This is a genomic window from Bradyrhizobium sp. USDA 4473, assembly GCF_054063335.1.
In genome coordinates, this window is sequence record NZ_JBSSGE010000001.1 from 5,862,259 (window position 1) to 5,876,327 (window position 14,069).

Annotated in this window: 10 protein-coding genes; 4 read left to right on the forward strand and 6 right to left on the reverse strand. The window is 65.7% G+C overall.

Translation table 11 applies throughout. From position 1 onward, the window contains the following. Positions 1–294: 294 nt before the first annotated feature. A complete protein-coding gene (locus tag ACVW17_RS27710) occupies positions 295–1,134 on the reverse strand; it encodes an invasion associated locus B family protein (RefSeq protein ID WP_456754812.1) in 840 nt (279 codons plus the stop codon). A gap of 422 nt (positions 1,135–1,556) precedes the next feature. Here ACVW17_RS27710 and ACVW17_RS27715 point away from each other — a divergent pair, with 422 nt between their 5' ends. The 3 genes from ACVW17_RS27715 to ACVW17_RS27725 all read left to right on the forward strand — a co-directional run bounded on the left by ACVW17_RS27715 (position 1,557) and on the right by ACVW17_RS27725 (position 6,198). Next, positions 1,557–3,293 (forward strand): extracellular solute-binding protein, encoded by a 1,737-nt coding sequence (locus ACVW17_RS27715; RefSeq protein ID WP_456756542.1) that lies wholly within the window; start codon positions 1,557–1,559, stop codon positions 3,291–3,293. A gap of 18 nt (positions 3,294–3,311) precedes the next feature. Further along, positions 3,312–4,865 carry an AMP-binding protein gene (locus tag ACVW17_RS27720; protein ID WP_456754813.1) on the forward strand — a complete coding sequence of 518 codons (1,554 nt, stop codon included), beginning with the start codon at positions 3,312–3,314 and terminating at the stop codon, positions 4,863–4,865. 106 nt (positions 4,866–4,971) lie between these two features. Further along, the gene (locus ACVW17_RS27725) at positions 4,972–6,198 is read left to right on the forward strand and encodes a GGDEF domain-containing protein (RefSeq protein WP_456754814.1); all 1,227 of its coding nucleotides are present in this window, start codon (positions 4,972–4,974) and stop codon (positions 6,196–6,198) included. Positions 6,199–6,369: 171 nt separating this feature from the next. On the opposite strand, the gene ACVW17_RS27730 is transcribed toward ACVW17_RS27725, so the two are convergent. From ACVW17_RS27730 to ACVW17_RS27740, 3 genes are all read right to left on the reverse strand, one after another. Continuing rightward, positions 6,370–6,924, reverse strand: a complete 555-nt coding sequence (locus ACVW17_RS27730) for a hypothetical protein (protein WP_456754815.1) — start codon at positions 6,922–6,924, stop codon at positions 6,370–6,372. Between the two features lie 550 nt (positions 6,925–7,474). Then, complete coding sequence (gene mfd, locus ACVW17_RS27735) at positions 7,475–10,993, reverse strand: transcription-repair coupling factor (RefSeq protein WP_456754816.1); 3,519 nt, start codon at positions 10,991–10,993, stop codon at positions 7,475–7,477. Continuing rightward, positions 10,990–11,280, reverse strand: coding sequence for an FAD assembly factor SdhE (locus ACVW17_RS27740; protein ID WP_456754817.1), 291 nt, complete (start codon positions 11,278–11,280; stop codon positions 10,990–10,992). Before ACVW17_RS27740 ends, mfd begins: the two co-directional genes overlap by 4 nt. Before the next feature lie 142 nt (positions 11,281–11,422). On the opposite strand from ACVW17_RS27740, the gene recG reads away from it, so the two are divergent. Then, positions 11,423–13,540: an ATP-dependent DNA helicase RecG gene (gene recG / locus ACVW17_RS27745; protein WP_456754818.1), complete on the forward strand. Its 2,118-nt coding sequence runs from the start codon at positions 11,423–11,425 to the stop codon at positions 13,538–13,540. Between the two features lie 10 nt (positions 13,541–13,550). Here the strand turns inward: recG and ACVW17_RS27750 are convergent, their stop codons facing one another. Beyond that, positions 13,551–13,841 carry a type II toxin-antitoxin system RelE/ParE family toxin gene (locus ACVW17_RS27750; RefSeq protein WP_456754819.1) on the reverse strand — a complete coding sequence of 97 codons (291 nt, stop codon included), beginning with the start codon at positions 13,839–13,841 and terminating at the stop codon, positions 13,551–13,553. After that, entirely contained in the window at positions 13,838–14,068 is a 231-nt protein-coding gene (locus tag ACVW17_RS27755; protein WP_456754820.1) for a hypothetical protein, read from the reverse strand. The genes ACVW17_RS27750 and ACVW17_RS27755 overlap by 4 nt, the downstream gene beginning before the upstream one ends. Position 14,069: the final 1 nt, after the last annotated feature.

Consider the following 14,069-nt stretch of genomic DNA (forward strand, 5'->3'; position numbering starts at 1 on the left):
TCTGCGCATCGAAGGCGCTTGTCCCGCGCTTTCGTCTGGCCTCCCGTATCGGATTTGTGATTGTGCTGCGACGCCGGATTTGTCCGGACAAGACATCGACGATCCGCGCTCACGGCGCGACGCAACCGCGATGCCCTTCAACCAACATCGCACACGATGCGCACGATCACCAGCGCAGCAGGCTGCCATCAGCCAGTCGGTATCGCATGACAAAAAGGCGCACTTGCGGGCGCCTTTCGATAGCGACGATCTCGCGCTTTCTTGAACGCGTGATCGAAGTTCCTACTTGCCGTTTTACTTGGCCGCCGGATTGGCCGGAGCCGCTGGCGCGGCGCCGCCGCCCGCGCCTTCCAGCTTCTTGCGCTGCTCTTCGGCGCGCTTCTGCAACTCTTCCTGCAGCTTCTTCGAGTTTTCCTCGAACACCTTCGGATCGGTCGGCGGGCCGTCATAGGCCTTGGCGAATTCGGTGTTGAGCGGCAGCGGCAGGGTCAGCGGCGCGCCGTTCGAATTGATCGCCTGGACCACGAGGTTCTGGCCCTTCTTCATGTTGGCGATCAGCTCGGGGGTTGCTTCATAGTCGGACATGCAGCCGTTCTGGAAGCAGATCACGTAGGGCGCCTGCTGCGGCGGATTGTTGTCGACGATGATGCGGGTGCCGTGCACGAGTTGCATGCCGAGCGGCAGCGTGACGCGCAGGATCTTCTTCGGCTCGCCTTCCGGTTCGATGATCACGGCGGCGATCACCGGCTGGCCCGACTCGATGCGGCCGTCCTTGCCGGTGAAGCAAACCTGCTTGGCGTTGGCTTCCTGGCCCTTCAGGCAGAACTTGGTCCAGGGGGCGTAAATGAGCTGGATCTGCTGATCCTGGGGCGGCTGCTGGCCGGCGGCCGCTGCGGGCGCCTGACCCGCGGCCGGTGCCGGGGCTGCGGGCGCCTGGGCTGCCGGAGCCGGCGCCTTCGGAGCTGCCTTCGGTGCCGCCTTGGGCGCTGCCTTCGGTGCCGCGGGCGCCGGCGCTGCCGGCTGCTGGGCCTGAGCGGCAGGAACCAGGAGCGCTGCAGAGAATGCCGTCGCCGCCATCAGGGCAACAATGCGCCCATGCGGCCGGACCGGGGCGGCCAAGATACGGAAATTCATTGCGGAAAACCCTTTCTGAACGGCAGCGCCCGAAACCGCTGCAGGCGCCGACACATAGCCGCGAAACACAGCTGCTCGCGCGGCTGTCTCCTAGTCAATTGAGGCGGATACGTGACTGGCGTTCCCGCCTATCCAATTGCACGCCTTCAATACAGCGGCGCGCGGAAAGATCAATGCCGACAAGCGTATTTGCGCCCATGTGACGACGGGTTTCAGCGCCCTGTGATAAACCTTTCGGCGTGACGTTTCGCGAATCAAATCCCGCACCTCACACACCTGTTCCCGGGCGCGTTGTCCGGCGCGGCTTGACGTTCGGCTTGGCATTCGGCTTGGCATTCGGCTTGGCGTTTGTTCCGGCACTCGTCCTGGGTCTGCTGAGCTGGCTCGGCCCCGCGGCGGCGGCCGAGAGCTATGCCCTCGCGATGCATGGCGCGCCCGCGCTGCCGGCCGACTTCACCCACCTGCCCTATGCCGATCCGGATGCGCCCAAGGGCGGCCGCCTGGTGCTGAGCCCCCGGGAGGGCACGTTCGACAGCCTCAATCCCCTGATCGTCAGGGGTCTCGCCGTGCAGCAGCTCAGGGGCTACGCCTATGAGCGCGGCTATGTCTACGAAAGCCTGATGGCGCGGAACAATGACGAGCCGTTCACGCTGTACGGCCTGCTCGCCCGCAGCGTCGAGACCGACGACGCCAGAAGCTATGTGACATTCCATATCGATCCCCGCGCGCGCTTCTCCGACGGGCACGCGGTCACGGCCGACGACGTGGTGTTCTCGCTCGAACTGCTGCGCGATCACGGCCGTCCGCTGCATCACCAGTATTATTCGAAAGTCGCAAAGACCGAAGTGCTCGACCCGCTGACGGTGCGGTTCGATTTCGGCGGCGTCGCGGACCGCGAATTACCGCTGATTCTTGGCCTGATGCCGATCCTGCCGCGCCATGCCACCGACGTCGCCAAATTCGAGGAGACCACGTTGGCGCCGCCGATCGGCTCCGGTCCCTACCGCGTTGCGGAGGTCAAGCCCGGCGCCAGCGTGAGCTTCACCCGCAATCCCGATTACTGGGGGCGCGATCTGCCGGTGAACCGAGGCCTGTGGAATTTCGACGAGATCAGGCTCGATTACTACCGCGACGCCAACGGCCAGTTCGAGGCGTTCAAGCGCGGCCTGTACGACTTCAGGACCGAGCCCGAGCCGCTGCGCTGGCACGAGGGCTATGACTTCCCGGCGATCAAGAGCGGCGACGTGATCCGCGATCCCGTCAAGATCGGCACGCCGGCACCATCAGAATATCTGGTGTTCAACACCAGGCGGCCGAAATTTGCCGACATCAGGGTCCGCCAGGCGCTGCTGATGCTGTTCGATTTCGAATGGATCAACCGCAACTACTATTTCGAACTGTATTCGCGCGCCGGCGGCTATTTCGCCGGTTCGGAATTATCCGCCTATGGCCGCCCCGCCGACGAGCGCGAGCGCGAGCTGCTCAAGCCGTACCTCGCGCACATCGCCCCCGACATCCTCGAGGGCCGCTACCACCTTCCCGTCACCGACGGCTCGGGGCGCGACCGCAGCGTGCTGCGCGATGCGCTCAAGCTCCTAGCGGACGCCGGCTATGCGCTCGACGGCACGGTGTTGAAGCAGCGATCGACCGGGACGCCGCTGCGCTTCGAGATCATGGTCACGACCCGCGAGCATGAGCGGATCGCGCTGGCCTATCAGCGCGACCTGAAGCGGGCCGGCATCGACGCCGCGGTACGCGTGGTCGACGCGGTGCAGTTCGAGCAGCGCCGCGTCGCCTATGACTACGACATGGTCCCGATCCGCTGGGACCAGTCGCTGTCGCCCGGCAACGAGCAGTGGTTCTACTGGGGCAGCCAGGCCGCCGACGTTCCGGGCACCCGGAATTACATGGGCGCCAAGGATCCGGCGATCGATGCCATGATCGCGGCACTGCTGGCGGCGCGGGAGCAGCCCGCCTTCGTCTCGGCGGTGCGTGCGCTGGACCGGGCCTTGATGTCGGGCTGCTACGCTATCCCCCTATTTAACGCGGGAGAGCAATGGAACGCGCGCTGGAATCGGATAGAACGGCCTTCGACCAATGCGCTGACGGGCTACCTGCCGGAGACCTGGTGGCAGAAACCCGGCGCGCAATCCCGATGATCGACCAGGCGACGCGGCATGACCCGGTCCGATCGAAGCGATGCAACCGACGTTGAACCTGTGAACCAGTCGATCACCTCGCCAACGCTCGATACGCTGTTCAAGCGCACCTTGGCGCGGCAACCCGATGCGCTGGCGCTTGTCGATCCGCTCAACAAGCAGCGTGTCACCGGCCAGACCCGCAAGCGCCTGACCTATGCCCAGGCCGACCGTGCGATCTCGGCGATCGCGGCCCACTTCGTCGAGAACGGATTGCCGGCCAATACGGTGATCGCCGTTCAGCTGCCGAGCACGATCGAGTTCGCATTGACGGTCCTGGCCGCCCATCGCGTCGGTCTGGTGGTGGTGCCGCTGCCGCTGCTGTGGCGACAGGCCGAGCTGACGTCGGTGCTCAACCGCACCGCGGCGCGGGCGATCGTCACCTGCGGCAAGATCGACGGCGTCTCCTATGCCGACATCGCGATGAACGCCGCGGCCGAGGCGTTCTCGATCCGTCACGTCTGTGGCTTCGGCACTGACCTGCCCGAAGGCATGGCCTCGCTTGACGAGGCGATCCTGCGGGACTCCAGGACCTCGCGCCCGATGATCCAGGACGGCCGCAAGCCGGCGCTGATCTCCTTCGACGTCACCAGTGACGGCTTTCGTCCGGTGCCGCGGGCGCATTTCGGCCTGATCGCCGGCGGGCTCGCGATGTCGCTGGAGAGCGATCTGGCGCAGGGCGCGACCATCATGGCGGCGTTGGCGCCGATGTCGTTTGCCGGCATCTGCTCGACGCTCGTGACCTGGCTGCTGTCGGGCGGCACGCTCGTCATGCATCATCCGTTCGACGAGGACGCGTTCGAGACCCAGTTCAACGACCACGCCTGCGACACGCTGATCGCGCCGGCGCAACTCGCGCTGCGGCTCGACGAGCGCGGCCTGTCGGAGCACCTGCCAAGCCTGCGCAACGTGATCGGCCTCTGGCGCACGCCGGAGCAGGTTGCCTCCAGCGCGCACTGGACCTCGCGGCGGGTGAGCATGACCGACGTCTACCTGTTCGGCGAGGCCGGGCTGTTCGGCGCCCGCCGCAACGCCGAGGACGGCGCGCCGGCCGCGATCAAGCCGGGTCCGCACAGCGCGCCGCGTGAAGCGCCCGGCGCATCGATCGCCGGCGAGATCCTGCTGACGCCGAAGGGCACGCTCGGCCTGCGCGGCCCGATGGTGCCGGTCGCGGCCTACGCGCCGCCGCCTCCGCCGGCCGACACCCTGATCGCGCAGCCGCCGCGCGATTACGTCGACACCGAATATGCCGCGCGGGTCGATCGCGTGACCGGCGCCATCAACATCACCGCACCGCCGTCGGGGGTGATGACCGTCGGCGGCTACCGTTTCCATGCCCAGGAGCTGCAGGAATGGTCGCGCCGCCTCGGCCAGGGCGCGCTGCTGACGGCATTGCCGGACCGACTCAGCGGCCACCGGCTGGCCGGACGCGCCCAGGACAATGCGCGGGCCCGCGACGCCCTCACAGAACTTGGGCTTAACCCATTGATGGTCGAGGCTTTTCGCGACCGCAACGGCGCCGGAATGAGTTAAAATCTTATCATTGCGTTAGTCTTAGCATTGTGTTGACGCCGCATTAAGCCATGCCCACTAGCATCGCAGCCGTTGCTGTTCCTGAGCATTGGTTTCGAGCGTTCGAATGTCTCAACAAGGTCCGGTCCTCATCGTATCGGCGTCGGCAAAGCCGCCGTTCGCCGCCGCCCTCGATGAGACGAAGCTGTTCCCGGTCGTGGTCACCGACTGGAACGAGGTCGGACGGGCCATCGAGCAGGTCAAACCGGCGGCGATCATCGCGGCTGCCGAGGGCGTCGACTTCGTCACGCTGACCGGGCTGGCCAAGCGCGCTGCCGCCCGCGCGCCCTATCTGCCGCTGATCGCGATCGATCCGGCGACCACCCTGCCCGACACCGTGATCGCGTTCTTTCAGAAGAAGGGACTGCCGGACCGCCTGGTCGCCCGGCTCAACGCGTCCTTACGGGTTCGCGCGCTGCATGCGACCGTGATGCGCCGCCTGGTGCCGCCGGCCCCGATCGCGATGTCCGATATCGATCCCATCGGCGAAGCCACTGCGCTGTTGATCGGCCGCGGTGGCGCCTACCCGACGCTGTCGGTCGCGCTCGGCGAACGCGCCGGCGTGGTCGGTGCGCTCAGCATCGAGGCCGCCGCCAAGCATCTCAGTAGCCGCGACATCGACGGCATCGTACTGGCCGAAGGCTTCACGCCGCGCGTGATGGATGCGTTCCTGACCGTGCTGACCGAGGACGTCCGCTTCCGCCCGTTGCCGGTGATCGTCGCCTCGGGCGAGCTGACGCCGCGCTACGAATTGCCCAATCTCGAGATCGTCACGGCCGGTCCGACCCGCGTCGCCGACATGGCGCTGCCGATGATCCGCCAGCATGCCTTCGAGGCGCGGCTCGGCCGCATGCTCAAGGCGATCGACGCCAAGGGCCTGCTCGATCCGCGCACCGGCCTGCTCACCAAGGCCGCCTTCGAGCGCGACTTCGCAACCGCCGTCTACCAGACCTCCGAGCGCGGCGGCGCGCTCTCGGTGGCCCGCTTCACCTTCGACACCACGCAGCCGCGCGCGCAATTCGACGGCGCGCGGATCATCAGCCGGCTGATGCGCCAGGCCGACTTCGGCGCGGTATATGACGACCGGTCGCTCGTCGTGGCCTTCGCCGGCACCGACCAGCGCAACGCCCAGGCGATCACGCGGCGCCTGGCCAGCGTGATGCGCCACACCCAGAACGGCCGCCGCGACATCAGGGCCGAGCCCGCCGTCAGCGTCGCAACGCTGATGCCGGGTGATTCCGCCCAGTCGCTGCTGGGACGCTTGTTCGGGACACCGGAGCGCGCGGCGTCGTAGCGTTGCGACCACAAATTACCCGCATCGTCATTTCGAGCGAAGCGAAGCAATCCATCTCTCTGCGCCCGCGGAACGATAGATTGCTTCGTCGCTATCGCTCCTCGCAATGACGTGGAGATAGCTGTCTCACATCAGGGACCTCAGGAAGAGGAAGCCGGACGGCAGGGCTCACTAGCTCGCTCGGCGCCCTTGCGTGACATGAATCCACATCTCGAAAAACTCATGCTTCGAAAGCCGCTTAAGATGGTCAAAATGTTCGATCATGCCGCTCTCCATGAGCACTTTGCGGGCTTGCTCCGACAGGATTTGGGGATTGGCAATCTGGAGCCAATACTGAAAGGCTAACAACTCGGCGGCGATCTTTTCACCGCACAGCTCCACGCCGTGGACCGCATAGAAAATCAGGATTTGAGTTAAGCCCGGCGTGAAGGCGAAAGAATCGTCAGGGTCTCGGTCAGCGTGCTTGAAGAAATTGGCCGGTTCCTTGAAATAGCGGATGAATTTGCTTCTCTCCCCCGGCTTGATACTTTTGGAATCGAATAGCAAATCCTCTCGGTCGGGATTGCGAGCCTTGCTAACGGCGTGGATGACTTCGTAAGCCGCAAACGCGAGGGCGTGAGTTGAGACGGGATCGATATCGTAAAACCACATCCTGATAGCGGTCTGTAGCTGTCTCTGGGCAGCATCGATCTTGTTGATTTGAAGCGTTCGATGGTCGTCAGTCATGGCGGAAGAGAAGTCCTAGGTTGCAATGTTCCGAGACGCGGCCCGCGAAGCAGAGGCCACCGATCCCGAAGACGCATTCAACGCAACACTGAAGAACCTTGGCCAAAGCTCAACGCGGCCAGAAGATGCCGCCATCGGCGGATGACGGCGAAACCGATATTTCCCGTCGTCAAAAGCCAAAGTCGAGTTGATCAGGCGATGACCGTAGGCTCATCCGGTGCCACGATGCGCGATGTGAACTGCACACGCGTTCGTAGCGCCCTTCACGCCAACGCCCATACGAACTGACAAACACGTCCTTTGGACCTTCGCCATGTCTGATCATGGCCAAGTCCTTTCTGTTGCGCGGGACATACTGCCCGCAGGCTCACTCCCTCGGCTTACGCGGGAGCGCGCTGTGGCAACCTCCAGCCCTGCCAGGCCGGATCACAGAAGGGTGCCGATGGCGGCAAACCCTAGTTGACCCTGAGACGAGTGTTCTAGGGGGCACTTAGACTTGTTGAGTCGACCTTCGCTGACAAGGCCGTGTCTATGAAATCCACAATTGCCCTCACGCCGCCTTCTTGCTTTCCGCGAGATTGGCGAGCTGGCGCAGGATCTCCGTGGTGCCGGCGAGCCGCTCTTCCGGAGTGTCCCACTCCTGGAAGAACACCACCTTCATGTCGGGCCGCACCTTGGCGGCCTGGCCGTGCTGGCGGATGAACGTCACCAGCCGCTCCGGATGCGCAAAGCTGTTGTCGCGGAATGCGATCACGGCGCCCTTCGGGCCGGCGTCGACCTTGCCGACATTGGCCCGGCGGCAATAGGCCTTGATCGCGGCGACCTTGAACAGATAACGGACTTCGTCGGGCAGCACGCCGAAGCGGTCGCGCATCTCGGCGGCGAAGGCGTCGATGTCCTCATCGGTGTCGAGATCGGCGAGCCGGCGATACAGCGACAGCCGCACGCTGAGGTCGTTGACATAGTCCTCGGGGATCAGCACCGGCATGCCGATCGTGATCTGCGGCGACCAGCGGTCGGCAGCGGGCTCGGCGACGCCGGCCTTGAGGTTGACGATCGCCTCCTCGAGCATCGACTGGTACAGCTCGAAGCCGACTTCCTTGATGTGGCCGGACTGCTCTTCGCCGAGTAGATTGCCGGCGCCGCGGATGTCGAGGTCGTGCGAGGCGAGCTGGAAGCCGGCGCCGAGCGTCTCCAGCGATTGCAGTACTTTCAACCGCCGCTCCGCCTGCGCCGTGATCTTCTGCTGCGCCGGCAGCGTGAACAGCGCATAGGCGCGCAGCTTGGAGCGGCCGACGCGGCCGCGCAGCTGATAGAGCTGAGCGAGGCCGAACATGTCGGCGCGGTGCACGATCAGCGTGTTGGCGTTCGGGATGTCGAGGCCGGACTCGACGATCGTGGTCGACAGCAGGATGTCGTATTTGCCGTCGTAGAACGCGGACATGATGTCCTCGATCACGGTCGGCGGCATCTGGCCGTGGGCAACCGCGACCTTCATCTCCGGCACGTTCTTGTCGAGGAAGTCCTTGACGCCGGCGAGGTCCTCGATCCGCGGCACGACGTAGAACGCCTGCCCGCCGCGGTAGCGCTCGCGCAGCAGCGCTTCGCGGATCATCAGCGGATCGTGCGGCGCGACGAAGGTGCGCACCGCGAGGCGATCGACCGGCGGCGAGGCGATGATCGAAAGTTCGCGGACGCCGGTCAGCGCCAGCTGCAGCGTGCGCGGGATCGGGGTCGCCGATAGCGTCAGCACGTGGACCTGGGCGCGGAGCTGCTTCAGCCGCTCCTTGTGGCTGACGCCAAAGTGCTGCTCCTCGTCGACGATCAAGAGGCCGAGGTCCTTGAACTTGATCGCCTTGCCGAGCAGCGCGTGGGTGCCGACGACGATGTCGACGCTGCCATCGGCGAGTCCCTTTTTGACCTGGTTCAACTCCTTGGTCGAGACCAGCCGCGAGGCCTGCGCGACATTGACCGGGAAGCCTTTGAAGCGCTCGGTGAAGGTCCGCGAATGCTGCCGCGCCAGCAGCGTGGTCGGCACCACGACCGCAACCTGTCGGCCTTCGAGCGCCACGGCGAACGCCGCGCGCAGCGCCACCTCGGTCTTGCCGAAGCCGACGTCGCCGCAGATCAGCCGGTCCATCGGACGGCCGATCTCGAGATCCTTCAAGGTCGAATTGATCGCCCCGAGCTGGTCCTCGGTCTCGTCATAAGGGAAGCGCGCGCAGAACTCGTCATAGACGTGCGGCTGCAGCGGGAATTTCGGCGCCTCGTGCAGCTGCCGCTCGGCGGCGATCTTGATCAGCTCGCCCGCGATCTCGCGGATGCGGTTCTTGAGCTTGGCCTTGCGCGCTTGCCAGCCGCCGCCACCCAGACGATCGAGCTCGACATTGGCGCTGTCGGAGCCGTAGCGCGACAGCAGCTCGATGTTCTCGACCGGCAGGAACAGTTTTGTCTCCGCCGCATAGTGCAGCTCGAGGCAGTCATGCGGCGCACCGGAGACTTCCAGCGTCTGCAGGCCCACGAAACGGCCGATACCGTGCTCGACATGCACGACGAGATCGCCGGTCGCCAGGCTCGTCACCTCCGAGATGAAATTGTCGAGCTTGCGGCTCGCCTTGCGCGGCCGCACCAGGCGGTCGCCGAGAATGTCCTGCTCGCTGATGACGGCGTATTCGTCGGTCTCGAAACCGGATTCCATGCCGAGCACGGCCAGCATGGTCTCGTTGCGCGGCGTCGCCTGGACGATCCGCCAGGTGTTGACGCTCGTGATGTTGAGCAGCTTGTGGTCGCGCAGCATCGCGCCCATGCGGTCGCGCGAGCCCTCGCTCCACAGCGCGACGACGACCTTCTTGCGTTGCGATTGCAGCGCGCCGATGTGGCCGACCACGGACTCGAACACGTTGATGTTGCTGTCGGCGCGCTCCGGCGCGAAATTGCGGCCCTGCCGCGCGCCGGCATCGAACACATCGGGCGAGCCCTCGGGCACCGCGAACGGCGTCAGCCGCGCCAGCGGCGCCTCGCCGAGAAGCCTGCTCCATTCGGCCTCGGTCAGATAGAGCTTGTCCGGCGGCAACGGCTTGTAGATCGCGCCGCTGCCGGGATGCTCCAGCGCCTCGCGCCGCGCGTCGTAGTAATCCGCAATCTGCGTGAACCGTTCGCGCGCGGCGTCCTCGCCCTGCGGCTCGATCGCAATCGTCGCGCCGTCGAGATAGTCGAACAGTGTGTCCATCCGCTCCTGGAACAGCGGCAGCCAGTGCTCCATGCCGGGATGGCGCCGTCCCTCCGAGACCGCCTCATAGAGCTGGTCGTCGCGCTCGGGCGCGCCGAAGGCCGCGACATAGCCCATGCGGAAGCGGCGGATGGTCTCGGTCGTCAGCTGGAACTCCGAGACCGGCACCAGATCGAGGCCGCGCATGTCCAGATGCGTGCGCTGGGTCTCGGAATCGAAGGTGCGGATCGATTCCAGCGAGTCGCCGAAGAAGTCGAAGCGCACCGGCTGCTCGAGGCCGGCCGGAAACAGATCGAGGATACCGCCGCGGACGGCGTATTCGCCGGGCTCGCGCACCGTGGACGATCGGGTGTAGCCATTGTGCTCGAGCCATGCGACGACCGAGTCCATCGGCACCACATTGCCGGGCGCAACCGACAGCGCCTGCGCGGCAACCTGGTCGCGCGCCGGCACGCGCTGCACGGCGGCGTTCACAGTCGTGAGCACGATCAGCGGCTTGTCACTGCCGACCAGCCGCGACAGCTTGGCCAGCGCAGTCAGGCGCTGCGCCAGGATGCCGGAATGCGGCGAGACGCGGTCATAGGGCTGGCAGTCCCAGGCCGGAACCTGCATCACGGCGATGTCGGGCGCGAAGAACTCCAGCGCGCGGGCGAGCTGCTGCATCCGCGCGCCATCGCGGCATACCACGGCAAGGCTGACCGCCGACCGCTTCGGCTGCGCGGCGATGGCACGCGCCAGGTCGGAGATCACGAGCCCCTCGGCGCCCTCGGCGACGTTGGCGATGGTCAGCACCCGGCCGGGCGCGAGCATCGCGGCCGGTGATTTCATCGGCTGCTTCATGCGCTGGGATCCGCGATCCGGAACGCCTTGATGCGGGCAAACAGCGCGGTGGCGTATTCTGAAGGCAGCAGCTTGTCACCGGTCAGCGCGGCATAGAGGTCGGGATCCGGCACCTCGATCAGATGCTCGAGCTCGCCGAGTTCCTGATCGGACAGGCCGGCGATCTCGGCATCGGCAAACCGGCCGAGGATCAGGTCCATTTCCCGGGTGCCGCGGTGCCAGCAGCGAAACAAAAGCCGCTTGCGGCGGTCATCGAGCCCGTGGCTCGATCGTGTCGATCCCGTCATGTCCCAAATCCATTCGAACGCCAAAAGCCCGGACGTGCCGGGCGGGCTTGATATAGCGACGGCGGTGCCCGATGTCAGCCCTCATTCGCCGTCTTTTGGGCTTCCTTGCGCGCATGACGTGAGTCGTGTGTAAAGGACGCCGATGCGCCCAACCCTGCTCAATCCGCTGTTCGCCCCGGTCACGACGCTTTCGGGTGTCGGCCCGAAGCAGGAGAAGCTGTTGCGCTATCTGCTCGACCGCAGCGAGACGCCGCGGCTGGTCGACCTGTTGCTCCATTTGCCGGCGAGCGTGATCGATCGCCGGACGCGGCCGAAGATCCGCGATGCCGTGGTCGGAACCATGGTGACGCTGGAAGTCACCGTCGACCGCCATCGCCCGCCGCCACCACGCAACTCGCGCGCGCCCTATCTGGTCTATGCCAGCGACGATACCGGTGACGTGGTCTTGACCTTCTTCCGCGCCCAGCCCGGCTATGTCGAGAAGCTCTTGCCGGTCGGCGAGAAGCGCTACGTCTCCGGCACGCTTCAGATGTATGACGGCATCCCGCAGATCGTGCATCCCGACCGCGTCGTCGACGAGGCCGGCTTTGCAAAGCTCTCCGGCATCGATCCGGTCTATCCGCTGACCGAGGGGCTTGCGATCGGCTCGCTCCGCCGCGCCATCGCGCAGGCGCTGACCAAGCTGCCGGAGCTGCCGGAGCTGCCGGAATGGATCAGCCCCGAGGTGCTGCACCGTTGCAACTTCCCGCCGATCCGGGAGGCGCTGACCCGCGTCCATGTTCCGGTCGAGCTGACCGACATCCTGCCCGACGGCCCGTTCTGGTCGCGCCTGGCGTTCGACGAGTTGCTCGCCGGCCAGCTCGCGCTCGCTTTGATCCGCGCCACGCTGCGCCGCCCGGCGGGGGTGCGCAACGCCGGCGACGGGCATTTGCGCCGGAAGATCATCGACGCCCTGCCCTATGCGCTGACCAGGTCGCAGCAGGAGGCGGTCGCGGCGATCATCGCGGACCTGCAACAGCCGGTGCGGATGCTGCGCCTTGTGCAGGGCGACGTCGGTTCCGGCAAGACCGTGGTGGCGCTGCTGGCCGCCGCCGCCGTCGCTGAGGCCGGCAAGCAGTCCGCGCTGATGGCGCCGACCGAAATCCTGGCGCGCCAGCACATCAAGACCATCGCGCCGCTCGCGGAGAGCGCCGGGATGCGGGTTGCGATCCTCACCGGCCGCGAGAAAGGCAAGGAGCGCCGCGAGCTGCTGGCGCGGCTCGAGGCCGGCGAGATCGACCTCCTGGTCGGCACCCATGCGCTGATCCAGGACGACGTGATCTACAAGGCCCTGGCGCTTGCGGTGGTCGACGAGCAACATCGCTTCGGCGTGCGCGAACGCCTTGCGCTGACCTCCAAGGGCGAGGCCGTCGACGTGCTGGTGCTGAGCGCGACGCCGATCCCGCGCACGCTGGTGCTGACCTATTTCGGCGACATGGACGTTTCGGAGTTGCGTGAGAAGCCGGCCGGACGCCAGCCGATCGAGACCCGTACCGTGTCGATGAGCCGGATCGAGGACGTCATGGATGGCGTCGGCCGCGCGCTCGGCGCCGGCAAGCTGGTCTACTGGATCTGCCCGCTCGTCGACGAGTCCGAGGCCGAAGGCACCGAGCATCTGACCAACGCGACCGAGCGTTTCGAGAGCCTGCAGCAGCGGTTCGGCGATCGCGTCGGCCTGGTGCACGGCCAGATGAAGGGCACTGAAAAGGATCGCGTGATGGCGCAGTTCGCCGCGCACGAGATCGGGCTGCTGGTCGCGACCACGGTGGTCGAGGTCGGTGTCGACGTGCCGGCGGCGACCATCATGGTGATCGAGAACGCCGAGCGCTTTGGTTTGGCGCAGCTGCATCAGCTGCGCGGCCGCATCGGCCGCGGCTCGGAAGCGTCGACCTGCCTGCTGCTCTACAAAGAGCCGCTGGGCGAGATGTCGAAGGCGCGGCTCAAGGTGATCCGCGAGACCACCGACGGATTCCGGATCGCGGAAGAAGACCTCAAGCTGCGCGGCGAAGGCGACGTGCTCGGCATCCGCCAGAGCGGCCTGCCCGGCTACCGCATCGCGCGTTCCGAGGTGCACGGCCAGCTCATCACCCAGGCCCGTGACGAGGCGCTGCGGATCATGAAGGACAATCCGAAGCTGAAGGGCGACCGCGGCGAAGCGCTGCGCGTTCTGCTCTACCTCTACGAACGCGATGAGGCCGTGCCGCTGATCGGCGCGGGGTAGCGATGTTAGGTCAACGCCCCCAACGCGGAGGACGGCGGCGCGACGTATGCCTGATGTGAGTAATATGAATCTCGTCCACAGCGACCGTATAAAAGATCAGATACCGCAGTCGGGGCACCACAATAACTCTGACACCCGGCTCGTCAGTCACCCGGCCCGAGAGCGGATGATCGGCAAGTTCCCGCGCGCGATCAATCAGCCGAACGACGAAGCGAGACGCGACTGCAGGGCTATCTTGGCTGATGTAGGCGTGGATCCGGTCGAGATCACGCTGTGCGGTCCGACTAAAGCGAACCTTCATGCGCGGCGATGCAACTCATAAAAGTCTTCGATCTCTTTCTCAGTGGCAAAATCGCCCTGACGCGATTCTTCCAATCCTGAGCGAATTGCGGCTCGTTCGTCGTCGGACAACCGATAGACGCCCGTACGACGCGATTCGATTTCACGCGCAAACTCGGCAAGCTCTTCCTGGTCTTCGATCGGCCAGGACTCGACGCGCTCCAGCAGAGTTTTCGTTCCCGGATTCATG